This window comes from Myxococcales bacterium, from assembly GCA_016720545.1.
Lineage (GTDB): Bacteria > Myxococcota_A > Polyangia > Polyangiales > Polyangiaceae > JAAFHV01.
Genome location: JADKKK010000035.1, coordinates 306,691 through 328,327, shown reverse-complemented (window position 1 = coordinate 328,327; position 21,637 = coordinate 306,691). Strand labels below are relative to the sequence as shown.

The following is a 21,637-nucleotide window of genomic DNA, read 5'->3' as shown; positions in this document are numbered from 1 at the left end:
ACTCCCCTCGTCGTCGCGACCAGCGTGAAGAAATCGTTCGTCCACATGGGGCGGCCGCTCGAGGTCCTGCGCGGCATCGACCTCACCATCGACGAGGGCGAGTTCGTCGGCATCGTCGGGCAGTCCGGCGCCGGCAAGAGCACGTTCCTCCACTGCATCGGCACGCTCGACGTCATCACGGGGGGCTCCCTGAAGCTCGGGGCCGACGAGCTCTCGGGGCTCTCGAGCTCGCGCCTCGCGGGCCTGCGTAACCGCATGATAGGGTTCGTGTTTCAGTTTCATCATCTCCTGCCCGAGTTCAACGCGCTCGAGAACGTGATGATGCCCGGGCTCATCCAGGGGCGGCCGCGCAAAGAGCTCGAGCGGGCCGCGAACGATCTCCTCGCCGAGGTCGGCCTCGCGAACCGCGCCTCGCACCGGCCGGGCGAGCTGTCGGGCGGAGAGCAGCAGCGCGTGGCGCTCGCGCGCGCCCTCGTGCTCCAGCCGAAGCTCCTCCTCGCGGACGAGCCCACCGGCAACCTCGACTCGAAGACCAGCGACCAGATCCACGAGCTGTTCTTCTCCATCAACGCCACGCGCGGCACGACCATCATCGTCGTGACCCACAACATGGCGCTCGCCGACAGCATGCCGCGCAAGGTGACCCTCCGGGACGGCCGGGTCCTCCACGACGAGCGGCGCGACGACGCGCCCTATCGGAGCGAGAGCGCAGGTTGAGCGGCGACACGATGAGGTCGCGCGTGATGGTCGACGCGTGAGCGACGCGCCGCACGCGCCGCACGCGCCGTCGGACGCGAGCGTGTGCCTCGACGGGTTCGTCATGCCCGCGCCCGGCCTCGACGACGAAGAGGGCCCGCGGGTGCCCTGGGGCCTGCCGCCCGTGATCGACGCGCACGTGCACCTCTTCCCCGATCGCATGTTCGACGCGATCTGGCGGTGGTTCGAGGCCCACGGCTGGCCCATTCGCTACCCCCTGAAGACGCCGGAGGCCATCGCGTTTCTGAAGGCGCGCGGTGTGGAGCACGTGGTCGCGCTCACGTACTCGCACAAACCGGGCATGGCGCGGGCCCTCAACGCATACGCGGCCGAGCTCGCGCGGCGCGAGCCGTTCGTCACCGCCCTGGGCACCGTGCTGCCAGGCGAGCCCGACGCCGAGGCCATCGTGGACGAGGCCTTCGCGCTCGGGCTGTCGGGGCTCAAGCTCCACTGCCACGTGCAGTGCTTCTCGCCCGACCACGACGCCGTCGGGCCCATCTACGAGGCCTGCGCGCGCCGAGGTCTGCCGCTCGTGATGCACGCGGGGCGCGAGCCTCGCAGCCTGGCCTACCGCCGCGATCCGCACGAGCTCTGCGCGGCCGAGCGCACCGAGCGGGTGCTCCGCGACCACCCGACGCTCAAGCTCTGCGTGCCCCACCTCGGCGCCGACGAGTTCGACCCCTACCTCCGGCTGCTCGAGCGCCACGAGAACCTCTGGCTGGACACCACGATGATGCTCGCGGACTACTTCCCCATGAAGCCGAGCCCGCTGTTCTTCGCCCGCCCGGAGCGCGTGCTCTACGGCACCGACTTTCCGAACCTCCCCTACGCGTGGGACCGCGAGCTCACGAGGCTGCGGGCGCACGGCGTCCGCGAGGGCGATCTCGAGGCCGTGCTCGCCGGCAACGCGCGGCGCCTCTTCGGGCTCGGCGCGCCCGGATAGTTCATGAGGTTCATGCGACGGGCACCGAGACGCAGCGAAAAGCTCGCACTTCACGGGGCTCAGGCCCTCACCACTTGAGCACGACGGACGACGGCGTCACGAACGCCTCGCAGCCGTCGACGGCGACCTCGACCGGGGCCGTCACGCTGCCCCCGGGCTCCTTCGCCTCCTTCGACGAGACCTCGGCGCGCGGCACCACCTGCTCCGGCCGGAGCGATCGCACGAGCTCCGGCGGGCACACGAGCCGCACGTCCACTTCGGCGGGCTTCGCCTTCGCCTTCGCGTTTCCCACCACCACGACGGCGAGCCGCGGGAAGGCGCGCTCGGCCGTCTCGCGCACGATGGTCGCCGTCACGAACACGGTGCGGGGCTCGGCGCGCATGCGGGCGGGCAGCCCCACGATCGCGAGCTCGCGCGGGTAGGCGCCTTCGGACAGGCCGCGCACGTCGAACGCGCCGATCTTCACGTCGGTGAGGGCCATCACATCGGTCGCGGGGCCCGTGACGCTCACCTTGGTGGGGTCGGCCAGGGGCGCGCCTTTCACCACGTACCCCGCCGCCGGTGTGCCGACGACGCTGACCTGCACGGGGATGTCACGCTTGATGCGATCCTCCCACGCGACGTCGACGCCCGCGGGGTCGAAGTCGACCACCTCGAAGCGGGAGCCCGCGGGCCCGTGCACCATCTGCGGCTCGAAGGTGACGTGACCCGACTTCGCGTTGCGGAGGTCGAGCTGGAGGCCGAACGCGCTCGCGCGGAGGTTGTCGATCTCCGCGCTCGAGCCCTTGATCGTTATGCGCACGTTCGTGAGCAGCGCGTCGACCAGGACCTTGTCCTCGCGGTCGGGGAGGCGCGCCTCGAGGTTCACCACGAGGGTGCGTTTCGCGTCCTGGCCGCCGTGGCCCAGCGAGAAGAGCACGAGCGCGCAAGCGAGGCTGAGGAGCTTCAGCCGCCAGTTCTCGAGGGCGGCCGCGAAGAGCGTGGGCGCGGCGGCCGTCATCCTGCGCTCCCCTCGCCGCCGTCGCCGCGGGTGGACGTGGGGGCATCATCAATGACCTTGACTATCGGCTCCATGCGCTTCATGGGCCGCGAGAGCTCGAGGCTCGTGACGAGCGAAGGCACCGACTCGTCGGGCACGGGCGCGGAGAGCAGCGGGGCCTTCAGCGTCCCCGGCATGGGGGTCATCTGCCGGGGGACCTTCACTGGCACGAGCGAGCCGGGGAGCGGGGTCTTGCCCACGGGCGCGATGCTGCCGGGCACGGGGGTCTTCGCGGCGCGCGGGGGCCCCTTGCCCTTCTCGCTCGCCGGCGCGCGGGCCGCGGGCGCAGTGCGCTTCGCCTGCGACGCCTTCCCGAAGAGCCCGACCAGCGCCTCTTTGAGGGCCGCGCCGTCGACGTTCGGGATGATGTTGCCGTTGAAGAAGAGGCTCACGGTGCCGCGCTCCTCCGAGACCACGACGACCACGGCGTCGGTCTCGTCGGTGATGCCGATCGCGGCTCGGTGTCGCGTGCCCATCGACTTGTCGAGGACCTTCGTGTCGGGGAGCGGGAAGAACGCGCCGGCCTTCGCGATGCGGAGGTTGCGAATGATGATGGCGCCGTCGTGCAGCTTGTTCGCTCCCTCGGGGACGAAGAGCGACACCAAGAGATCGCGCTGCACGGCGGCGTCGATCGTGGTGCCCTGCGCGTTCGCGAACTCGTCGAGGTTCGCCTCCTGCTCGAGGCAAATGATGGCGCCCATGCGGTGCCGCGCGAGCTCGGTCGCCGCGGCCACGATCTCGTCGATCACGCGGGTCTCTTGCTGCCGCGAGAAGCCCACGAGCGCGCCCGACCCGACGCGCATGAGGCCACGCCGGATGTCGTTCTGGAAGACCACGACGACGAGCACGAAGATCGACGAGAGCAGCGTGGAGAGGACGTTGAAGAGCGTCACGAGCCCCGCCCAGCGCGACACCACGTACGCGAGCAGAATGAGCCCGAGGCCGAGGCCCATCTGCATCGCGCGCGTGCCGCGCATGACGAGCAGGCCGCGGTAGACCACGTAGGCCACGATGAGCACGTCGGCGATGTCGAGCAGCACCTGCTGCGCCGGCCGCCGCGCGAACAGCTGGAGGAAGCCCTCTAGCATGGGGCCTCCCGATCGGATTGGTGGCCGCTCGGGGCGCGCGGATCGCGCCCTGCGCGTGGGTCGTCGGGCGCGCCGAGCAGCGCGTCGAGGGTGAGCGCCTGCTGGGTCTCGCGCACGTCGTGCACGCGCACGATCGCCGCGCCGCACCGCTGCGCGTGGACCGCCGCCGCGAGAGAGGCGCCGAGACGCTTCTTGGGGTCAGGCTCGCTGCAGGCGGCGCCGAGGAACGACTTGCGGCTCGCGCCGACGAGCACAGGGCCGCCGGCGCGTCGCACGAGCTCGCGCGTGCGCCGCAGCAGCTCGAGGCTGTGGGCCGCGCTCTTGGAGAAGCCGAGCCCGGGGTCGAGCACGATCGCGCGGGGGGCGACGCCCGCCGCGATGGCGCGGGCGCGGGCGCGCTCGAGGTCGGCGAGCACGTCGTCGACCACGTCGCCGTACGCGTGCTCGGGCCACGCGCCGAAGCCGGCCATGTCGGCCTGGGACCCCCGCGCGTGCGACAGCACGAGCGCGGCGCCGTGTCGCGCGACGACGCCCGCGAGGTCGGGATCGGAGAGCAGCGACACGTCGTTCACGGCGTGGGCGCCGCGCGTGAGCGTGCGCTCGGCGACCTCGGCCAGCGTGGTGTCGACGGAGACGACGACCCGCTCCGCCGCGCGCGCCACGACCTCCTCGATCCGCGCGAGCTGCGCGTCTGCCGGCACGCGCGCTGCGCCGGGGCGAGTGGACTCTCCGCCGATGTCGACGATGCCGGCGCCTTCGCGTACGAGCCGATCGACCTGGGCGAGCGCCGCCTCGGGATCGGCCGTGAGGCCGCCGTCGCTGAAGCTGTCTGGAGTGACGTTGCAGACGCCCATCAAGGCGGCCAGGCCTCGCGCGTTCGCGCGGGCGACCTCCTCGAAGAAGCGGGCGGCGCCGCTGCAGACTCCTCCTTCCAATGAGCCTCCCCAGCGAGGCTCGATCGCGCGCTCCGCGCGCCGCTCGTGGCGGTCATTGGAGAGTCGGAGTCGGGTCTCGCTCTCACAGCCCTAGCAAGACCCGGGCCTGTGAGCAATTCGTTTGCGACGCCTCCTGGAGGCCGAGGAGATCGTGCCAGATCTCTGGGCACCACGCAACCTGCCGTGATTCGAATAAACTCGCTTGATTTCGAGCATTTGAATGGGAATCTCTGATGTATGGGGAAGGTGATTGATTCCTCGGGTGTGTGGGCACGACGCCTCGGGGCCGCGGCCGTGGCCGTGGGCTTGCGTGTCGGCGTCGCGGGGGCGGCGGTGACGGGCACAGTGGGGGACCCCACGGGGTTCGTGACGGAGGGGGCGGCCGCGGCGCGCGCCTCGTCTCCACCGACTCCCCCCGTGGTGGAGCGGGTGGTGGGCCAGGTCACCGTCGAGTCGACGTTCCAGGCGCCGGAGCGGCGGTGGAGGCTCCTCGACGACGCGTTCTGGCAGGTGGCGGGGCTCGGTGACATCGAGCCGCCGGCGATCACCGACGCGCGCGAGGGCACGCGCGGCGCGTGCTCGGAGGGCATGGTCGAGGTGCGCGGCCAGATGAAGGACGACGCGGGCCACTGGTTCGGGGTCGACGGGCTCCAGCAGCTCACCTGCAAGCGCTGGGTGAGCCGCAAGTTCCCGGAGCGCTGCGCGGAGTACGACGCCACGGCGTGGCAGGTGCGGTCGCGGTCGCTGAAGACGCGCCCCATGCACTACTGCATCGACCGGTTCGAGTACCCGAACCGCGTGGGCGCGCACCCCATCGTGATGGTCGACTGGCACGAGGCCTCGGCGCTCTGCGCGGGCGAGGGCAAGCGGCTCTGCACCGAGGACGAGTGGACCTTCGCGTGTGAGGGTGAAGAGGCCACGCCTTATCCCTACGGCTTCGCGCGGGATCCGGCCGCCTGCGTCGTCGACAAGCCGTGGCGCCCCTGGGGTCGCTTTGGCAAGCGCTCCTCCCTCACCACGCTCCTCGAGCTCGACAAGCTCTGGCAAGGCGAGCCCTCCGGCAGCCGCCCCGGGTGCCGGAGCGCGATGGGCGTCTACGACCTCACGGGCAACGTCGACGAGTGGACCCGGAGCTCGCGCCCCGGCGAGCGCCCGTCGGTGCTCAAGGGCGGGTACTGGGGGCCGGTGCGCGCGCGCTGCCGCCCCGCGACCAAGGCGCACAACCAGAGCCATCGCTTCTACCAGCAGGGCCTGCGCTGCTGCGGCGACGCGCCCGGAGCGTGATCCGCGCGCGGGAGGGCCCGGGGCGACCTCATCCAGCGCACGGCGGACTCGCCTGCCGGGACACGAGGTGGGCGTCGGCACGGGCCGCGCGCCCAAGAAAGGGTTGCGCGTCCGCGGCGAGTCAGAGAGGGTCTCACCCATGAGCTCGGACGAGTCGTTCGCCAAAGCCCTCTACTTCGGAGATGTCTCCGAGAGCCTCGTTTTTCCCTGGCCGGAGCCGGCCCAGGCGGAGGTCGACGTCGTGCACGCGCTCACGGCGAGCCTGCGACGGTACGCGGCGAAGCACGTCGACTCGGCGGCGATCGACCGCGACGAAGAGATCCCCACGGAGGTGCTCCGTGGGCTGGGCGAGCTCGGGCTGTTCGGCATGCTGGTGCCGAAGCAGTACGGCGGCGCGGGGCTCTCGCAGACCGCGTACGCGCGGGTGATTCAGGAGCTCGCGGGCATCGACGCCTCCCTCGGCGTCACGGTCGGCGCGCACGCGTCGCTCGGCACCATGGGGCTCGTGCTCTTCGGCACCGAGCGGCAGCGGGCCACGTACCTGCCTCGGCTCGTGTCGGGAGACACGCTCGCCGCCTTCGCCCTCACCGAGCCGGGCGCGGGCAGCGACGCGAGCGCGATCCAGACGTCGGCGGTGAGAGACGGCGACTCCTTCGTGCTGAACGGTACGAAAATTTGGACCTCGAACGGCGGCGTGGCCGACCTCTTCACGGTCTTCGCGCGCACGTCTCCGGCGGAGTACGGCGCGAAGCCGCGGCTCACCGCCTTCCTCGTGGAGCGCGGCCCCGGCGTGACCAGCGGCAAGAACGAGAAGAAGCTCGGCATCCGCGGGAGCTCCACGACCTCGGTCACGCTCGACGGCGTGCGCGTGCACGAGTCGAACGTGCTCGGCGAGGTGGGACGCGGCTTCAAGGTCGCGATGGAGATCCTGAACCGCGGTCGTCTGAGCCTCGCCTCGGGGTGCGTCGGCGCGTCGAAGCGGCTGCTCCGGCTGGCGGTCGAGCGCGCCGAAGAGCGCAAGGCCTTCGGCCGCCCGATCGGCGGCTTCGGGCTCATCAAGGACAAGATCGCGCGGATGGTCGCGGAGACCTTCGCCCTCGAGAGCATGACCTACCTGACGACCGGGACCGTGGACTCGCGGCCGGGTGACCACTCGGTGGAGAGCGCCGTCTGCAAGGTGTTCGGCTCGGAGACCCTCGACCGCGTCGCGAACGAGGCGCTCCAGATCGCGGCAGGTGCAGGATACATGCAATCCTACCCGTACGAGCGAATCTACCGAGACGCGCGCATCAACCTCATTTTCGAGGGAACCAACGAGATCCTCCGGTGTTTCGTCGCGCTGTCCGGGATGCAGGGCCCGGGGCGCGAGCTCTCGGAGGTCGCCAAGGCCGTGCGGGAGCCCATCAAGGGCTTCGGCTTGCTGAGCGAGTTCGCGATGCGAAAGGCCCGCTCGGCGCTCTCTCGCGACCGCCTGTCGCACATCCACCCTGCGCTCGAGGCCGAGGGCGACGTGCTCGGCGAGTACGCGACGCTCCTCGCGAAGCACGCCGACCGCACCATCCGGCGTCACGGCAAGATGGTGCATGAGATGCAGTTCCCCCAGAAGCGCGCAGCCGACATGACGATCGACCTCTACGCGATCGCCGCCGTGCTCTCGCGCACGAGCCGCGCGCTCGAGCGGCACGGCCTCGAGGGGAGCAAGCGCGAGGTCGACATGACCCGCATGTTCGTCGCGTCCGCGCGGCGGCGCCTCGCCGGCTGCGTCGCCGAGCTCGAGGAGAACGACGACGAGCTCCGCAAGAGCATCGCCGAGCGCGCCTACGTCGACGGTGGCTATCCGTTCGACGTGATGTAGCGGCCCTCGAGCACGCCATCTCCTCAGCCGGGCAGCAGGCGATCGCGCAGGCGGTAGCCGACGCCCGGCTCCGTCACGAGGAGCTTGGGACGGGACGGATCGGCCTCGACCTTCTTCCGAAGCTCCGCCATGTGCACTCGAACGTAGTGTGTGTGTGCGGCGTAGGCGGCCCCCCAGACCTCATTCAAGATGTGGCGGTGCGTGAGCACCTTGCCGGCGTTCTGCGCGAGCAAGACGAGGAGCTTGTACTCGATGGGGGTGAGGTGGAGCTCCTCACCGCCGCGGGAGACCTGTCGGCGGACCAGGTCGATCTTGAGATCGCCAAACTCGAGCGCTGGCGCAGGCGCAGCGACGTCTCGATTGAGCGCGTGCCGAAGCGCGACGCGCATGCGGGCGAGCAGCTCGTTCACGCCGAAGGGCTTGGTGAGGTAGTCGTCTGCGCCGGCGTCGAGGGCCGAGACCTTGTCGTCCTCGCGCCCGCGGGCCGAGAGCACGATGATGGGCACTCGGGTCCACTCGCGGAGCTGCCTCGTGAGCGCGATGCCGTCGCCGTCTGGCAGGCCGAGGTCGAGCAACACGAGCTCGGGGTTGTGGCTCGTGACCCTCATGATCGCCTCGGCCGCCCGCTCCGCTTCGAGCACCCGATACCCGTGCGAGCTCAGCGACGCGCGGATGAACTTGCGCATCTGCGGCTCGTCTTCGACGACCAGGATGACGGCGCCGAGAACGCTCATTGGCCTCCGCCGGTGGGGACGGAGGGAGGCGTCCCGCCTTGTGGGATTGAAATGTGAAAGGCCGCGCCGCCGGCCTCGCGGGTCTCGGCGCGGAGCGTCCCCCCGTGCGCCTCCACGATGCCCTTGCAGATTGGCAGTCCGAGCCCGGCGCCCGCCACGCCGGCGTGCGGGCCTCGATAGAACTTCTCGAAGACCCGTTCCTCGGCGCCGGGGGGCAAGCCCGGGCCGTGGTCACGTACCTCGATCTCGACGCTGTCGCCGTCGCGCCGCGCGTCGATCTCCAGTGGGCTCCCGCCTGGCGTGTACTTGTCGGCGTTCTCGAGGAGGTTCACGAAGACCTGCTCGAAGAGCACGGGGTCGACGCTGACGAGCGGCACGTCGGCGGCGATCGACACCGTCACCTCGCGCGCGCCGAGCCGCGCCTCGAGGCGCGTGAGCGCGGAGCCGATCATCTCGTCGAGTGGCACCCAGTCCCGCCGGAGCGCCACGCCCCCTGACTCGAGGCGCGTCATGTCGAGCAGGTTCGCCACCAAGCGCTCGAGCCGCTCGGCTTGGTCGACGATCGACTCGACGAGCTCACCCCTCGTCTCCGCGCCGAGGTTGGCGTCGTCGCGCAGCGAGGTGGCGGCGCCCGTAATCGAGGCGAGCGGCGTCCGAAGGTCGTGGGACACCGCGGAGAGCAATGATGAGCGCATTTCTTCGGTCTTGGCGCGGAGCGCGGACTGCTTCGCCTCCTCGGACAGGCGCGCCCGCTCGAGCGCCACCGCGACCTGGCGACAAAGGACGTCGAGGAAGCCCCGCTGGTCGGCGCGCATCTCCGCCTGGTCTCGCGGCACGAGCGCGAGCACCCCGAGACGCGACTGCCCCGCTCGGAGCGGCGAGCAGAGCGCTTCGGCTCCGGGCAGAGTGCCTGTCCCGAGTCCGGCCAACGCGTCGTGTTCGTGGCTCCACTTGGCCACGCCCGCGTCTCTCACGTCGAGCTCGGCCCCCTCGGGGAAGCGCCCGAGCGGCTGCAGCTCCCCGTCGGTCGTGACCCCGAGGACGATCGCCTCCGCGGAGAAGATGTCCGCCGCGTGCCGCGCAGCGATGGCCGCGATGCGGGCGGGCTCGTCGGTGGACGAGAGCTCTCGCGTCAGGGCGTAGAGCACCGCCGTGCGCTCCTCCCGCGCCTGCGCGTCGCGCTGCTGTCGCCGGCGCTTCCCGGCGAGCTCGCTCATCGCGAAGCCCACCGCGAACATCATCCCGAAGGTCAAGAAGTAGCGGCGGTCGTCTACCGAGAACGTGTGCTCCGGGGCGACGAAGAAGAAGTCGTAGCTGGCGACCCCGAGGCCGGCGGCGAGGATGGATGGGCCGCGTCCGAACCACACCGCGGCGACCATCACGGCGAGCAGGAACAACATCTCGAGGTCGGGCAGGTCCAAGAGGCCGCGCAGCACGAGCGCGAGGCCCAGGGTCCCCGCCACGAGCAGCGTCGCCGACAGGTACTGCCGTCCGGTCGAACGCCCGCTCCCCCGGGGGTCGTCGCGAGGGGGCGCCTCGCGCGCGCTGTCGCCGCGGATGACGTGCACGTCGATCTCACCGCTCCCGCGGACGATCTCGTCGAGGAGCGAGCCCCGCACGCGGTCCCACAGGCGCGAGTGCGTGGGCTTGCCGATGACGAGGCGCGTGACGTTGTGCTTCCGCGCGTAGTCGAGCAGGGCGCCCGACACGCTCGGCCCGGAGAGCCGCGTCACCGTGGCGCCGAGCGTCTCGGCGACGCGCAGGTGGGCCTCCAGCTGGAGCCGGGCGGACTCGCTCATGGGGCGCGCGGTGGTGGAGTCGACGTACGAGGCCACCCACGGGCAGCGCAGGCCGGCTGCCATGCGCGCCGCCGCGCGGATCAACCTGCCGGAGCTCGGCGCGGGACCCACGCACACCACGATTCGCTCGCCCGCGGGCCACGGCACGGCGACGCCGTGCTCTTCGCGGTACTCCCTCACGTCTTCGTCTACGCGCTGAGCCGTCCTGCGAAGGGCGAGCTCGCGGAGCGCGAGCAGGTTGCCACGCTGGAAGAAATGCGCCGCAGCGCGCTTGGCCTGATCGGGCAGGTAGACCTTCCCCTCCTTCAGGCGCGCGAGGAGCTCCTCTGGCGCGATGTCCACGAGCTCGATCGCGTCGGCGCGGTCGAGGGTCGAGTCGGGGACCGTCTCGCGCACTTGGACTCGGCTAATCTGGGCCACGATGTCGTTCAGGCTCTCGACGTGCTGCACGTTCATCGTCGTGAAGACATCGATGCCGGCGTCGAGCAGCTCCTCCACGTCTTGCCACCGCTTCGGGTGGCGCGACCCGGCGGCGTTCGTGTGAGCGAGCTCGTCGACCAGCAGGAGCTTCGGGCGCCGCCCGAGCGCCGCGTCGAGGTCGAGCTCATCGACCGTGCGTCCGCGGTAGTGCACCTTTCGCCGTGGGAGTAGCTCGAGGCCGAGCACCAGGCGCGCCGTGTCCGCCCGTCGGTGGTCCTCGACCACGCCCACGACGACGTCGAGGTGCTGGTCGGTGACGAGGTCCCGGGCGACCTGGAGCATGCGGTACGTCTTGCCGACCCCGGGCGCGAAACCAAAAAAGATTTTGAGCTTGCCGCGCTTCGCCCGCGCTTCTTCGTCCTGCACGCGCCGCAGCAGGGTGTCGGGGTCGGGTCTGTCGCGAACGTCGCTCACGCGTGAAATTTCCCTCTCTCGTGTTAAGCGCCCCGGGCGGCCAGCCCGTCAAGCGCGACGTTGAGCCAGAGGACGTTCACGCGCGGCTCGCCGAGGAGGCCCAGCGTGCGACCCTCGACATGCGCGAGCACGAGCGCTCTGACGCGGTCTGGGGGGAGCCCCCTCGCCGCCGCCACGCGCTGCACCTGGTAGAGGGCGGCCGCCGGCGAAATGTGCGGGTCGAGGCCGCTCCCCGACGCGGTGACGAGGTCGACGGGGACGGGCGTCGAGGCCTGGTCCGGATGTGCGGCACGGAGGTCGGTCACGCGCTGCCGTACGGCCGTGATGAGCGCGGGGTTCGTTGGGCCGAGGTTCGAGCCCGTCGACGACGAGGCCTTGTACGGGCTGGGCGCGGTCGCCGAGGGGCGCCCCCAGAAGTACCGAGCGTCATCGAAAGGTTGACCTATCAGGCGAGAGCCCACGACCTGCCCGTTCGCGCGCAGGAGGCTGCCGTTGGCTTGTGCTGGGAAGGCGACCTGCGCTGCGCCGGTGACCAGCAGCGGATAGGCGACTCCGGTGCTCGAGGTGAAGAGGGCGAGGAGGACCGCTGCCTGGCGAAGGACGTCGAACATGTCATTACCACCTTTCAGGTCACACCGATCGCCGTCAGCGCGACGTCGATGAGCTTGATGCACGGGAACGGGAGCAGGACCCCACCGAGGCCGTAGACGAGGATGTTCCTACGGAGGAGCGCCGGCGCGGGAGCGGGTCGGTACTGGATGCCCCGGAGCGCCAGTGGGATGAGCGCGATGATGATGAGCGCGTTGAAGATGACGGCGCTCAGCACCGACGTCGTCGGGGAATGCAGTCGCATGACATTGAGCGTTCCGAGCTCTGGATACGTCGCGACGAACGCCGCCGGGATGATCGCGAAGTACTTCGCGAGATCGTTGGCGATGCTGAACGTCGTCAGCGCCCCGCGCGTCATCAGCATCTGCTTTCCAATATGGACGATGGAGAGAAGCTTGGTCGGATTGGAGTCGAGGTCGACCATGTTGCCGGCCTCCTTCGCCGCCTGGGTGCCCGTGTTCATGGCCACCGCGACGTCGGCCTGGGCGAGGGCGGGCGCGTCGTTGGTGCCGTCCCCCGTCATGGCGACGAGGTGCCCCCTCGCCTGATAGTCCCGAATCGTCGCGAGCTTCGTCTCGGGGGTGGCCTCCGCGAGGAAGTCGTCGACTCCCGCCTCGGCGGCGATCGCGGCCGCCGTGAGCGGGTTGTCCCCGGTGATCATGACGGTCTTGATCCCTATGCGGCGCATCTCCGCGAAGCGCTCGCGGATACCCCCCTTCACGATGTCTTTGAGCTTCACCACTCCCAGCACGCGCGAGCCGTCTGCCACCACGAGCGGTGTGGCGCCTTGCTTCGCCACCTCGTCGACGATCGCGCGCACCTTGGTCGGGAAGGCGCCGCCGCTCTCCTCCACGAAGCGGACGATCGCGTCCGTAGCCCCCTTGCGAATATGCCTGCCGTCGAGGTCCACGCCGCTCATCCGGGTCTGCGCAGAGAAGGGGACGAACGTCGCGCCCAGCGCCTCGACGTCCCCCGCGAGCAGCCCGTGCTGCTCCTTCGCCAAGACCACGATCGAGCGCCCCTCGGGGGTCTCGTCGGCGAGCGACGAGAGCTGCGCCGCGTCCGCGAGCTCGCTCGACCTCACGCCAGGCGCCGGCAGGAAGTCGGTCGCTTGACGGTTCCCGAGCGTGATCGTGCCCGTCTTGTCGAGCAGCAGCACGTCGACGTCGCCCGCGGCCTCCACCGCTCTCCCCGACGTCGCGATGACGTTGGCTTGGATCATCCGGTCCATGCCCGCGATGCCGATGGCCGAGAGGAGGCCGCCGATCGTCGTAGGGATGAGACACACCAGGAGCGCGACCAAGATGGTGAGCGGCACCGGGCTGCCCTGGCTCGAGCTCGCGACCGCGTACCGCGAGAACGGGAGCAGCGTGACCGTCGCGAGGAGAAAGACGATCGTCAGCGCTGCGAGCAGAATGTCGAGCGCGATCTCGTTGGGCGTCTTCTTCCTCTTGGCGCCCTCGACCATCGCGATCATGCGGTCGAGGAACGCCTCGCCGGGGTTGCTCGTCACACGCACGACGAGCCAGTCGGACAACACGCGCGTGCCGCCGGTGACGGCGCTGCGGTCGCCGCCGCTCTCACGAATGACGGGGGCGCTCTCGCCGGTGATGGCGCTCTCGTCCACGGAGGCGACGCCCTCCACGACCTCACCGTCGGCGGGCACCAGCTCTCCCGCGGCCACGAAGACGACGTCGTCTATCCGAAGCGCCGACGACACCACCTCGTCTAGCGCCCCCGCGCGCCGCTCGGGGTCGGCTAGGCGCTCGACCACGTGCCCGGCGAAGCGCTCCGCGCTGTCGCCGCCCCGCCTCAGCCGCTTCGCGAGGATGTCCTGCCGCGCCTTGCGGAGCGTGTCTGCCTGCGCCTTGCCGCGGCCCTCGGCCATCGCCTCCGCGAAGTTCGCGAAGAGGACCGTGAACCACAGCCAGAGCGCGACGGCGAGGATGAAGCCGGGGCGGGCGTCTCCGCGACCCGTGATCGCGGCGTGGACGAACAGCACAGTCGTGAAGGCGCTCCCGACCTCCACCACGAACATCACAGGGCTTCTCACCATGCGCCGGGGATCGAGCTTCCGGAAGGCGTCGACCACGGCGGGTCGCACGATAGACATTTCAATCAACGGTCGCGCGGGATGTGCAGAATGGGACATGGCCTCGTCCTTCAATGTCCGGAGAGCTGGAGTTGCTCGACGATCGGGCCGAGCGCGAGCGCGGGGATGAACGTGAGCGCGCCCACGAGGGCGATGGTCCCTACGAGCAGCCCCACGAAGAGCGGCGTGTGCGTGGGCAGGGTCCCGGCGCTCGCGGGCACACACTTCTTCTTGGCGAGCGAGCCGGCGATGGCGAGCACCGGGACGATCACCCAGTAGCGCCCGATCAACATCGAGAGGCCTATCGCAGTCGCGTAGAACGTGCCGCTGGCCGTGAGCCCTCCGAGCGCCGAGCCGTTGTTGTTCGCGCCCGACGAGAAGGCGTAGAGGATCTCGCTGAAGCCGTGGGCGCCAGGGTTCCCGAGCGGCGCGGTGCCGGCCGGTACGACGCACGCGACCGCCGCGCCGACGAGGACGGTGGCCGCCGGCAGCAAGATGACGAGCGACGCCATCTTCATCTCGTGGGCTTCGATCTTCTTGCCGAGGAGCTCGGGAGTTCGTCCCACCATGAGCCCGGCGATGAAGACCGCGATGATCGCGTACACGAGCATTCCGTAGAGTCCGGAGCCCACGCCACCGAAGATGATCTCGCCGAGCTGAATCAGCCACATGGGCGCGAGTCCACCCAGCGGGGTGAAGCTGTCGTGCATGGCGTTCACGGACCCGTTGGAGGCCGCGGTGGTCGCGGTCGCCCACAGCGCGCTGTTGGAGATGCCGAAGCGGACCTCCTTGCCCTCCATGTTCCCGCCCGAGGAGAGGGCGGACGCGACCTGATCCACGCCTTGGCTGCCGAGGAGCGGGTTGCCCGCCTGCTCGAAGGCCGTCGTGGCCACGAGCAGTGGAATGAAGACCGCCAGCATCGCGGCGAACACGGCCCAACCCTGGCGTCGGTCCTTCACCATGTCGCCGAAGGTGAAGCAGAGGGCCGCCGGGATGAGCACGATCGCGAGCACCTCCAGGAAGTTGGAGACCGGCGTGGGGTTCTCGAAGGGGTGCGCCGAGTTGGCGTTGAAGAACCCGCCGCCGTTGGTCCCGAGCTGCTTGATGGCGATCTGCGAGGCCGCGGGCCCGAGCGCGAGCACCTGGTCGGTGACGGCGGCGCCCCCGGTCTCGGCGGTCGGATCGAGGAGGCGCGCCGCCGCCGCGCCAGAATGCGTCTGCACGACCCCCTGCGAGACGAGCAGGAGCGCCAGCACGAAGGAGAGCGGCAGCAGAACGTAGAGCGTCGACCGCGTCAGGTCGACCCAGAAGCTCCCGAGCCCGTCCGCCGTGCGCCGAGTGAACCCACGCACGAAGGCCACTAGCACGGCCATGCCGGTGGCGGCCGAGACGAAGTTTTGCACGGCGAGCCCCAGCGCCTGCGTGAGGTGACTCATCGTCGTCTCGCCGCTGTATGCCTGCCAGTTCGTGTTGGTCGCGAAGCTCACCGCCGTGTTGAACGACACCTCGGGCGTCGCGCCCGCGAGGCCAGCCGGGTTCAATGGCAACACTCCCTGCGTGCGCTGCAGCAGGTAGACGACGAGCGCTCCGAGCAGGTTGAAGACGAGCACGCTGCCCGCGTACCTCTGCCAGGTCATGTCCTCGTCTGCCCGCACGTTCGCGAGTCGGTAGAAGAGGCGCTCGACGGGGCCCATCGCGCGTCGGGCCAACGTGGCCTCGCCGGCGTACACCCGCGCCATGTACGAGCCGAGCGGCAGGGCGAGCGCGACGAGCGCGACCCCGAAGGTCGAGAACTGAACCACGGCGTTCACAGTCGAGACGGTCATGACAACTTCTCGGGGTAGAGGAGCGCAAAGCCCAGGAAGACGAGGAGGAGGGCCGCCAGGGCGGCACCGAGAATGAGCAGTGGCGTCATGACTTGACCTTCTCGCAGAGGCGAACGAAGCCCCAGGTGAGTAGGAAGAAACCGCATATGACTGTGATGAAGACGATGTCCATGAATGGGCTCCTCAACGAGACGGTCTGGGTGCGAAGCGAGCGCACGCGCCGTCGCACTCTGGAAAGCGACTGATGAAGAGTGCCTGGGTCCCGCCGCTCAGAACCACGTGGTCGCTCCGCCCGTCAGGGTGTCTTGCGAGTCGCGATTCATGACGAACGGGGTCGCGCCGCCGTCGCCCTCGACGTGGCCTCCGAAGTACATGTCGCCTCCGGCGTGGTCGTGCCGGTACTCGAGCCGAAACGACACTCGCTCGTGGGGCCGGAGGTCGACTGTGGCGGTGCCCGAGCTCACCCACGGCGCGGGCCAGAAAATGGGTGTCGCTCGGCCGGCGCCGTTCTCGGGGACGTGCTCGTAGAACACGTCGCCGCGGACGGCGAAGAAGAGCTGCTCGAGGAGCTTGAGCCGCCCGCCGATCGCGCCGGCGGCCCACCCGCTCACGCCCAGCTCGTTGGGCTCGAGACCGCCATTCGCGTGGGCGAGCAGAGAGAGCCGCGGGCTCGCGTGCCAGGTCACGTGCGAGTCGAGCAGATGACGCCACGCGCGCCCCTCGCGCGCCCCTTGGGGCGCTCGATCCCGCCGAAGTAGAGGAGCGACACCGCGATGTGGTCGCGCTTGTACGTGATCTCCGCCGAGGCGGACTTCTCGTGGTTGTTGTCGACGACCGAGTTCCAGCCGTTGTAGCCCCCGAGCGTCACCACCCACGGGTCGGAGAGCGAGTACGAGGCGCGCACGCCCGTGTGATAAAAGGGCAGTCCGAAGAAGAGGTTCGAGCGTGACCAGTTCCAGTTGTCGCGCACGGCCATGGACTCGGGGCCGATGGGTGACAAGAACAGGCCCGCGGTGACCGTGAGCCCACGACCCACTCCGAAACGATACCCAACGTTGGCCTGCTGCAGGTATTTCCAAACCTCGGGGCCCGTGGCGCTCGTCGCGCTCGCGCCCGGCGCGACAGGCTCACTCAGGTAATACGTCGAGGGGGTGTGGCCGACCTGCAGCGCGAGTCGTCCGATGAGCCCCTCATGATCCCACGCGGCGTCGAGGGCGACGTTCGACAGGGTCAGCGTGTTGTGCCTGTTGTCGAAGCCTCGGAAGTGGGTAATTCCGTTGGAGGGTACGTTGAAGTTCCATTGGTAGGCCGCCTCCGCGTAGCCGCCGAGCACGAACGAGCTCGTCGCGGCCTTCGCCGCGGGGGCTGGTGGCGCGGCGGTCGTCGCGCCCCCTCTCTCGGGGGGCGCGGCGGGCGTGGCGTCTCGCCCGGCCTCGACCTGACGCGCAGGGGCGGGCAGCGGTTGGCTCTCTGGCGAGGCTGGCGGCGCGCCGAGTGGCGCGTCGCGGGGCGCACGGGCGTCGGGCTCCTCTGCGAGGGTCGGGCGGGAGAGCGCGAGGACGAGCGCGGCGACGAGCGCGGCGACGAGCGCGGCGGCGAGCCTTGGAGCGGTGCGGCGGGACGGCGAGTGCATGGGTGACTCCGTGCACCGTCGTCGTACCGCCTCCCCTATCTCGGCGCGGTCAAGGTGGGCCGCCGTGGCGTCAAGAAAGGATCAACGTCGCGTCGGCGGCCGCTCCGCACCGGGTGGCGCCAGGCGGCCCAGACGACCTGGGCGCGCCGACGTCGTTGGCCGGGGCGAAGCGGTCGCCGCTGCCTACGAAGAGCCGAGCGGCGGGCTCGCGCGGCGCGGGGGCTCGTCGGGTGGCGCGGCGTCGCGAGGCGCGCCGCATTCGACGCGCGCGGTCTCTTCGCGTGCGCGCGCCGCGGCGAGGGCCGCGATTTGAGCGAGCCGCTCGTTGGGCTCCTCGACGGCGCCGCCGGGCGTCCACCGGACGAACGTCTGGGCGAGGTCCAGCACGGGCGAACGGCGAGGCAGCGTGAGGAGCGGCGAGTGAGCGAGCGGCGAGAAATCGCCTGCCTCCGGGCGGTAGCCGATCGCGACGCGCACCACGCTGCCCGAAGGGAGCTCGCGGAGGAAGTAGTCGCCGAGGGTCGCGTGGACGTCGTGGTCGCGCACCACCGTGCGAGGCCCCCCCCAGCTCGGCTCGATGACGAGCGCTCGCAGAACGACCACGCCTGGCCCGCGCCCCGCGCGGACGCGCACGAGCAGCTCCTCACGCACCTCCCAGTAGACGAAGAGGGTCTCGGGATCGACTGAGATCGCGACGCACTCGGTCACGTCGTAGCGGGGCGGCAGGGGCCTGTCGTTCAGCATCGCGGGCACGGGCTCGCGCGCGGGCTCGCTCGGCGGGGCGGTGGGCGCGGGGGCTTTCGCCGCGGCCTCGACGACGGGTCTCTCCCGGGGGGCCACGGCGTCGTCGGGCTCAGGGGCGTCGGCCGCCGCTGGCGCGGCGCTGGCGGCGCTCGCCTCGTCTCCCTCGGGGGCGGTGGTCGTCTCCTCGGCCTCGGGCGCAGCCTGGGGCTCTTCGGGCTCGGGCGGCAAGGGCTCCTTCGGCGGCGCGTAGGCCGAGTCCTCGAGGGTCGCGAGCAGCCGGCGGGCCTCCGCGTGGTCCGGCTCCTCGTCGAGGACCCGTCGCAGCGTCTCGACGGCGCGGGCCGTGTGCCCCTGCGACGCGTAGATTTGAGCCAGCGTGACCGTGGGCAGCGGCGCCACGCGGGGGGCGCGCCGTGGGGGCTCGACCGCGATGTTGCGGATGAGCGACGCGGCCTCCGGCAGGTGCAGCCCGCGCTCCACCACGCGCGCCACGAGGTCGCGCGCGAGCCCAAAAAAGCCCCGCGCGAGGGACGCATCGGCCCCCGGCTCCGTGGCCGAGCGCAGCAGGATCTCGTCGACGAGCTCGGGCCGCGTGAGGATGCGCGGCCGCGTGATGCCGTGCTCCTCGGCCAGCCGAATGAGCGCCTCGCGATCGAGGGCGTCGAGACTCGCTCGTTTCATGGTACCTCCGGGCGAAGTGCCCCGTACGAGAGGTACCAAAGCGACAAAAGCGCGGGTACCGAAAACCGCCGTGGGTGCCGTTCTCTCTCGTGCACGGCGCCCGCCGCGCCGTGCTAAGGGGTCGCCGTGGCTGAAGCCGACGCCCCTCACCCTCACGATCCCGGTGGGCCTCTGGGCCCGCGCGTGATCCGGGTCGACCCCTGGCTTGGGCTGCCGTCGCGCGCCCCGGCGTCGGCGCTCGTCATCGGTAACTTCGACGGCGTCCATCGCGGGCACGCGGCCGTGCTCGCGCAAATGGGCGCGCTCGCGGGGGAGCGGGGGCTCGCGCCGGCGGTCCTCACGTTCGAGCCCCACCCGGCGGGGGTCCTCGGCCGACCCGAGCCGCCGCGGCTCACCACCGTGGCCCGCAAGGCCGCGCTCTTCGGGCGCCACGGCGTGGTGGAGATCATCGTGGCGCGCTTCTCGAGCGCGTTCGCCGAGACCCCCCCCGAGGGCTTCCTGAACGACCTCGTCTTCGGGGCGCTCGCCGCGCGCGTCGTCGTCGTCGGCGACAATTTCCGCTTTGGCAAGGCGCGCGCGGGCAACTTCGCGTTTCTCGAGACGTCGGCGCGTTCTCGCGGCCTCGAGGCCTACGCCTCGGTCCTCGCGACCGACGCGGAGGGCCCGCTCTCGAGCACGCGCATCCGCGGGCTGGTCGCGGCGGGAAGCGTGCAGAGTGCAACTGAGCTCCTCGGGAGGCCCCACGCGCTGTCCGGCGTGGTGTCGCGCGGAGCCCAGAGGGGGCGGACGATAGGCTTCCCCACCGCGAACCTCGCCGAGGTCCCCGAGCTGCTCCCCGCGAACGGGGTCTACGCCGTCTCGGTCGACCTGCTCGAGGCGCCGGATGGCGCCCCGATCCGCGCGCTCGGTCACGGGGTGATGAACGTCGGCACCCGCCCGACGGTCAGCGCCGGCAGCCCCGAGCGGCACGTCGAGGTCCACCTCCACGACGCGTCGCTCGACCTCTACGACCGCCCGCTCCGCGTTCACGTGCGCGAGCGCGTGCGTGACGAGCGCAAGTTCGAGAGCTTCGAGGCGCTCCGCGAGCAAATCGTGAAGGACTCGGCCGCCGCGAGGGCGCTCACGTCCGCCATCCCCGTACCCGAGCGCGGCGGCTTCGACTGAGGCGCCGACCGTCGGGTGGCTGCGTTACGGCACGCACGCCGGATCGAACAGCTCCGGGCGGTATTCGAAGTGCATCGTGTCGTAGTGGTACCAGCGGCCACCCCACGCGAAGCCTTCGCTCTCGAAGATGTCGACGATGGCCTGGGGGATCGAGTTTTTCCAGGTGAAGCGACCCTGGGTGTCTTTCTCCCACTCCCAGTAGTTGCTCTTGGCCACCACGATGTCGATCGCCGTCGCGAACGAGTGCGAAGAGAGCCGCGTGGTGTTCGCGATGAAGCGCCAGGTCATGGTGCCGCCGAGCTCTCCGGTCACGTACTGCCCGAGGGAGGGGGTCTGCGCGACCGCCGTGGCGAGCCGCTGCGCGACCCGCGTGAGCGCGGGCGCCGCCTTCCGGTGGAACGGCAGAGACTGCCCCATGAAGCTCACGTTGACGAGCTCGGCGCGGACGAGGGCCTCGGTCTGGCCGTAGATTGCCTTGAGCACGCCGTCGTGGCGTATGCGCCCTGGGTCGTCGTTGACTCCGGTGACGGGGACTATCGAACCTCGCCGATAGGGTATCGACAGAATGTCCTCGACGTCGGGCGCCGCGAGCTTCTCGTCGAAGGTCTTGGCGCGGCCGTCGTCCCAAAGTACGTCGAGGGCGGGCGAGGCGGTCGGGCCGAAGGCGAGCACCCACGAGCCCCCGCGCTGCAGCGCTGTGCCGCCCGTGTGCTTCGCGTAGCACGCGAGCCCCGCGGGAGGCGCGGGGGCGGCCGGCGCGGCGTCGCGCGCAGGCGGTCCGGCGTCGGCGGGGGCCGCGTCGGGCGGCGGGGAGCTTGGGGGCGCGGTCGCGCTTGGCTCCGCAGACGGCGCGGCGGTGGGGTCGGGCGGGTCTGCGCCCGTGGGGGCCTCGGCGGCGGAGCAGCCCACGCAGAGCACGAGCGCGGGGAGCGCGCGTCGCGCGAACGGCCCTAGCGAGTGAGATCCCTTCATGCGGAGCGGCCTACCACGGATCGCGCCACCGCGCCCGTGCGCGAGGCGGCCCGCGAGCCGCTCTGCGAGGGCGCCCGCCGCGCCGCGAGGAGGCGTCTCTCGCGGCGCCCCCTTGGCTCCCTAGGAAGTTGCGCGAAGCTGCGGGTCATGTGAGCGTTTGGCCATGAGAAAAGCTCTGCGTGCGCTCGTCCCGCTGATCGCCGTCGCGTCGAGCTCGGTGCTCGTGCTCCCCGCGTGCAGCGACAGCGCGACGACCTCGGACGCGGGAGACGCGGGCTCGGTCGCCGACGCCGTGGCCGACGCTCCGGTCGCCGACGCCGCCGACGCGAGCCCTGAGGCGGCCCCCGGCGCGGACAGCGGGAAGGACGCGACGAGCTCCTGCCAGGCCATGTGCACTCAGTCGGGCTTCGGGGGATCGCGCGTGGATATTCAGCCGAACGAGCTCAATTGCTTCTGCACTTCGGGGGCAGGGGAGGTCACCGACGCGCGCTGCACGGCGCTCTGCACCGGTCAGGGCAAGGCGAAGGCCGAGCGCTTCAAGAGCACCGGCGCGAGCTTCGACGCTTGCCAGTGCAGCTGACACCGACCT

19 protein-coding genes are annotated in these 21,637 nt (G+C 70.8%); 6 read left to right on the top strand and 13 right to left on the bottom strand.

All coding sequences use genetic code 11. The features are described from left to right. Nucleotides 1-45: 45 nt before the first annotated feature. Both IPQ09_29980 and IPQ09_29975 read left to right on the top strand, forming a co-directional pair. Nucleotides 46-717, top strand: coding sequence for an ABC transporter ATP-binding protein (locus IPQ09_29980; protein ID MBL0198377.1), 672 nt, complete (start codon nt 46-48; stop codon nt 715-717). 103 nt (nt 718-820) lie between these two features. Further along, nucleotides 821-1,699, top strand: a complete 879-nt coding sequence (locus IPQ09_29975) for an amidohydrolase (GenBank protein ID MBL0198376.1) — start codon at nt 821-823, stop codon at nt 1,697-1,699. 67 nt (nt 1,700-1,766) lie between these two features. On the opposite strand, the gene IPQ09_29970 is transcribed toward IPQ09_29975, so the two are convergent. From IPQ09_29970 to folP, 3 genes are read right to left on the bottom strand one after another with little or no spacing between them, the layout of a single operon-like run. Further along, a complete protein-coding gene (locus IPQ09_29970; GenBank protein ID MBL0198375.1) occupies nt 1,767-2,699 on the bottom strand; it encodes a YbbR-like domain-containing protein in 933 nt (310 codons plus the stop codon). After that, nucleotides 2,696-3,826 carry a TIGR00159 family protein gene (locus IPQ09_29965; GenBank protein ID MBL0198374.1) on the bottom strand — a complete coding sequence of 377 codons (1,131 nt, stop codon included), beginning with the start codon at nt 3,824-3,826 and terminating at the stop codon, nt 2,696-2,698. Before IPQ09_29965 ends, IPQ09_29970 begins: the two co-directional genes overlap by 4 nt. After that, on the bottom strand, nt 3,820-4,680 hold the full coding sequence (gene folP / locus IPQ09_29960) for a dihydropteroate synthase (GenBank protein MBL0198373.1): 861 nt from the start codon (nt 4,678-4,680) through the stop codon (nt 3,820-3,822). Before folP ends, IPQ09_29965 begins: the two co-directional genes overlap by 7 nt. Before the next feature lie 327 nt (nt 4,681-5,007). Between folP and IPQ09_29955 the strand changes: the two genes are divergently transcribed. Next, the gene (locus IPQ09_29955; GenBank protein MBL0198372.1) at nt 5,008-6,045 is read left to right on the top strand and encodes an SUMF1/EgtB/PvdO family nonheme iron enzyme; all 1,038 of its coding nucleotides are present in this window, start codon (nt 5,008-5,010) and stop codon (nt 6,043-6,045) included. Between the two features lie 139 nt (nt 6,046-6,184). After that, nucleotides 6,185-7,900: an acyl-CoA dehydrogenase family protein gene (locus IPQ09_29950; GenBank protein ID MBL0198371.1), complete on the top strand. Its 1,716-nt coding sequence runs from the start codon at nt 6,185-6,187 to the stop codon at nt 7,898-7,900. Nucleotides 7,901-7,923: 23 nt separating this feature from the next. Here IPQ09_29950 and IPQ09_29945 read toward each other — a convergent pair whose 3' ends face one another. From IPQ09_29945 to IPQ09_29905, 9 genes are all read right to left on the bottom strand, one after another. Continuing rightward, nucleotides 7,924-8,634 carry a response regulator gene (locus IPQ09_29945; GenBank protein MBL0198370.1) on the bottom strand — a complete coding sequence of 237 codons (711 nt, stop codon included), beginning with the start codon at nt 8,632-8,634 and terminating at the stop codon, nt 7,924-7,926. Further along, the gene (locus IPQ09_29940) at nt 8,631-11,327 is read right to left on the bottom strand and encodes a sensor histidine kinase KdpD (GenBank protein MBL0198369.1); all 2,697 of its coding nucleotides are present in this window, start codon (nt 11,325-11,327) and stop codon (nt 8,631-8,633) included. Before IPQ09_29940 ends, IPQ09_29945 begins: the two co-directional genes overlap by 4 nt. A gap of 23 nt (nt 11,328-11,350) precedes the next feature. Continuing rightward, nucleotides 11,351-11,938, bottom strand: a complete 588-nt coding sequence (gene kdpC / locus IPQ09_29935; GenBank protein ID MBL0198368.1) for a potassium-transporting ATPase subunit KdpC — start codon at nt 11,936-11,938, stop codon at nt 11,351-11,353. A 14-nt stretch (nt 11,939-11,952) separates the two neighbouring features. Next, on the bottom strand, nt 11,953-14,088 hold the full coding sequence (kdpB, locus tag IPQ09_29930) for a potassium-transporting ATPase subunit KdpB (protein ID MBL0198367.1): 2,136 nt from the start codon (nt 14,086-14,088) through the stop codon (nt 11,953-11,955). Between the two features lie 11 nt (nt 14,089-14,099). After that, the gene (kdpA, locus tag IPQ09_29925) at nt 14,100-15,854 is read right to left on the bottom strand and encodes a potassium-transporting ATPase subunit KdpA (GenBank protein MBL0198366.1); all 1,755 of its coding nucleotides are present in this window, start codon (nt 15,852-15,854) and stop codon (nt 14,100-14,102) included. Next, nucleotides 15,851-15,943: a potassium-transporting ATPase subunit F gene (locus IPQ09_29920; protein MBL0198365.1), complete on the bottom strand. Its 93-nt coding sequence runs from the start codon at nt 15,941-15,943 to the stop codon at nt 15,851-15,853. The genes kdpA and IPQ09_29920 overlap by 4 nt, the downstream gene beginning before the upstream one ends. Nucleotides 15,944-16,123: 180 nt before the next feature. Next, nucleotides 16,124-16,540: a hypothetical protein gene (locus IPQ09_29915; GenBank protein MBL0198364.1), complete on the bottom strand. Its 417-nt coding sequence runs from the start codon at nt 16,538-16,540 to the stop codon at nt 16,124-16,126. Beyond that, nucleotides 16,537-17,487, bottom strand: coding sequence for an outer membrane beta-barrel protein (locus IPQ09_29910; GenBank protein MBL0198363.1), 951 nt, complete (start codon nt 17,485-17,487; stop codon nt 16,537-16,539). Before IPQ09_29910 ends, IPQ09_29915 begins: the two co-directional genes overlap by 4 nt. Nucleotides 17,488-17,670: 183 nt before the next feature. Continuing rightward, entirely contained in the window at nt 17,671-18,912 is a 1,242-nt protein-coding gene (locus IPQ09_29905) for a DUF4912 domain-containing protein (GenBank protein ID MBL0198362.1), read from the bottom strand. A 126-nt stretch (nt 18,913-19,038) separates the two neighbouring features. Between IPQ09_29905 and ribF the strand changes: the two genes are divergently transcribed. Next, on the top strand, nt 19,039-20,076 hold the full coding sequence (ribF, locus tag IPQ09_29900) for a riboflavin biosynthesis protein RibF (protein ID MBL0198361.1): 1,038 nt from the start codon (nt 19,039-19,041) through the stop codon (nt 20,074-20,076). A 24-nt stretch (nt 20,077-20,100) separates the two neighbouring features. Here the strand turns inward: ribF and IPQ09_29895 are convergent, their stop codons facing one another. Beyond that, nucleotides 20,101-20,748 (bottom strand): M15 family metallopeptidase, encoded by a 648-nt coding sequence (locus tag IPQ09_29895; GenBank protein MBL0198360.1) that lies wholly within the window; start codon nt 20,746-20,748, stop codon nt 20,101-20,103. A gap of 463 nt (nt 20,749-21,211) precedes the next feature. Between IPQ09_29895 and IPQ09_29890 the strand changes: the two genes are divergently transcribed. Further along, nucleotides 21,212-21,628, top strand: coding sequence for a hypothetical protein (locus IPQ09_29890; GenBank protein MBL0198359.1), 417 nt, complete (start codon nt 21,212-21,214; stop codon nt 21,626-21,628). The last annotated feature ends 9 nt before the right edge of the window (nt 21,629-21,637 follow it).

Excerpts from the sequence above, each read along its gene's own strand:
- IPQ09_29980 (MBL0198377.1), top strand. The coding sequence starts at position 46 with ATGGGGCGGCCGCTCGAGGTCCTGCGCGGCATCGACCTCACCATCGAC.
- IPQ09_29975 (MBL0198376.1), top strand. The coding sequence starts at position 821 with ATGCCCGCGCCCGGCCTCGACGACGAAGAGGGCCCGCGGGTGCCCTGG.
- IPQ09_29970 (MBL0198375.1), bottom strand. The coding sequence starts at position 2,699 with ATGACGGCCGCCGCGCCCACGCTCTTCGCGGCCGCCCTCGAGAACTGG.
- IPQ09_29965 (MBL0198374.1), bottom strand. The coding sequence starts at position 3,826 with ATGCTAGAGGGCTTCCTCCAGCTGTTCGCGCGGCGGCCGGCGCAGCAG.
- folP (MBL0198373.1), bottom strand. The coding sequence starts at position 4,680 with ATGGGCGTCTGCAACGTCACTCCAGACAGCTTCAGCGACGGCGGCCTC.
- IPQ09_29950 (MBL0198371.1), top strand. The coding sequence starts at position 6,185 with ATGAGCTCGGACGAGTCGTTCGCCAAAGCCCTCTACTTCGGAGATGTC.
- IPQ09_29945 (MBL0198370.1), bottom strand. The coding sequence starts at position 8,634 with ATGAGCGTTCTCGGCGCCGTCATCCTGGTCGTCGAAGACGAGCCGCAG.
- kdpC (MBL0198368.1), bottom strand. The coding sequence starts at position 11,938 with ATGTTCGACGTCCTTCGCCAGGCAGCGGTCCTCCTCGCCCTCTTCACC.
- kdpB (MBL0198367.1), bottom strand. The coding sequence starts at position 14,088 with ATGTCCCATTCTGCACATCCCGCGCGACCGTTGATTGAAATGTCTATC.
- kdpA (MBL0198366.1), bottom strand. The coding sequence starts at position 15,854 with ATGACCGTCTCGACTGTGAACGCCGTGGTTCAGTTCTCGACCTTCGGG.
- IPQ09_29920 (MBL0198365.1), bottom strand. The coding sequence starts at position 15,943 with ATGACGCCACTGCTCATTCTCGGTGCCGCCCTGGCGGCCCTCCTCCTC.
- IPQ09_29910 (MBL0198363.1), bottom strand. The coding sequence starts at position 17,487 with ATGCACTCGCCGTCCCGCCGCACCGCTCCAAGGCTCGCCGCCGCGCTC.
- IPQ09_29905 (MBL0198362.1), bottom strand. The coding sequence starts at position 18,912 with ATGAAACGAGCGAGTCTCGACGCCCTCGATCGCGAGGCGCTCATTCGG.
- IPQ09_29890 (MBL0198359.1), top strand. The coding sequence starts at position 21,212 with ATGAGAAAAGCTCTGCGTGCGCTCGTCCCGCTGATCGCCGTCGCGTCG.